The organism is Streptomyces sp. NPDC056948 (assembly GCF_042674225.1).
GTDB lineage: Bacteria > Actinomycetota > Actinomycetes > Streptomycetales > Streptomycetaceae > Streptomyces > Streptomyces purpurascens.
Genome location: NZ_JBHUQX010000799.1, coordinates 1 through 1,515, shown reverse-complemented (window position 1 = coordinate 1,515; position 1,515 = coordinate 1). Strand labels below are relative to the sequence as shown.

Below are 1,515 nucleotides of genomic sequence, written 5' to 3'. Positions count from 1 at the left end.
CCTGTTTTCGTTTTTTTTCCCGGCGTCGCGGGTGGCGTGGTTCGGGGGGGTCTGGCCCCCCACTCACACGGCCCGCCCCCCGTAGGGGGCGCGGGGAACTGCGCGATCGGCCACGACGCACCCGCGCCCCGGCCACCGGCAGAACCGGGCAGACGAGACCGCCCGGCCCAGCCGGCGCGGCGTTACGGCGTGCAGACCTTCGTCAGTTCGCCCGCCGCGTCCGTGACCGGGCTGATGTCGGGCGTCTCGTCGCCGTTCTTGACCGACGTACGGACGTTGTCGACGGCCTTGTTCAGATCGTCCACGGCCTTGTTGACGTCCGTGTTGTCGGTCTTGTCGCCGATCTCGCCGAGGTTCTTGTCGATGGAGTCGAGGGACTTGTCGAGCTGCGTCGGGTCGTTGGCCGCGTTGTCCACGGCCTGCTGGAGTTCCGTGACGCTGTCGGCGATGGCGTCGGCGGTCTGGACGCAGTCCAGCGCCTTGTCGACGGCGGCGCAGCCGGTGGTCAGTCCGGCGGTCAGCGCGACGGCCGCCAGGGTGGCGGCGACGGCTGCGGTGCGGCGTCGGCGGCTCGCGGCCATGGAACGGTCCCTCTCGTCGGTCGGGCCGGTCGGCCCGTGTGGCTGGCCGAGCGCACAGGGATGAGCCGTGCGCCCGTACCTCTTCAGACGCGAGCATGCTCGGCGCGGTTGCCCGCGCCGAGCATCTGTCTTGGTGCGTCCTTTACTTTTCGAGGACGGTATCAAGCGCGGTGCGCTGGTGGGCGGTGAGTTCCGTGCAGCCTGCGACGGCGAGGTCGAGGAGGGCGTTGAGTTCGTCGCGGGCGAAGGGTTCGGCCTCGGCGGTGCCCTGGACCTCGACGAAGCGGCCGTCGCCGGTGCAGACGACGTTCATGTCGGTGTCGGCCTTGACGTCCTCCTCGTAGCAGAGGTCGAGGAGCGGGACGCCGCCGACGATGCCGACGGAGACGGCCGAGACCGTGCCGGTCAGGGGCTGGCGGCCGGCCTTGATGAGCTTCTTGCGCTGGGCCCAGGCGATGGCGTCGGCCAACGCCACGTAGGCGCCGGTGATGGCCGCGGTGCGCGTGCCGCCGTCGGCCTGGAGGACGTCGCAGTCGAGGACGATCGTGTTCTCGCCGAGTGCCTTGTAGTCGATGACGGCGCGGAGCGAGCGGCCGATGAGGCGGGAGATCTCGTGGGTGCGGCCGCCGATGCGGCCCCTGACGGACTCGCGGTCGCCGCGGGTGTTGGTGGAGCGGGGCAGCATGGAGTATTCGGCGGTGACCCAGCCTTCGCCGCTGCCCTTGCGCCAGCGCGGGACGCCTTCGGTGACGGAGGCGGTGCAGAAGACTTTGGTGTCGCCGAAGGAGACGAGGACGGAGCCTTCGGCGTGCTTGCTCCAGCCACGTTCGATGGTGATCGGGCGGAGCTGCTGGGGGGTGCGGCCGTCGATTCGAGACATGCCGCTGAGCCTAGCCGTACCAGCGGAACGGGCCCCTCCCGCGGTGGGGAGGGG

The 1,515-nt window shown here is 70.6% G+C and carries 2 protein-coding genes; both read right to left on the bottom strand.

Features of this window, described 5'->3' with window-relative positions:
* Nucleotides 1-182: 182 nt before the first annotated feature.
* A complete protein-coding gene (locus ACFTZL_RS44815) occupies nucleotides 183-581 on the bottom strand; it encodes a hypothetical protein (RefSeq protein WP_184593195.1) in 399 nt (132 codons plus the stop codon).
* 142 nt (nucleotides 582-723) lie between these two features.
* The gene (gene rph / locus ACFTZL_RS44810) at nucleotides 724-1,461 is read right to left on the bottom strand and encodes a ribonuclease PH (protein ID WP_382596371.1); all 738 of its coding nucleotides are present in this window, start codon (nucleotides 1,459-1,461) and stop codon (nucleotides 724-726) included.
* Between the last annotated feature and the right edge of the window lie 54 nt (nucleotides 1,462-1,515).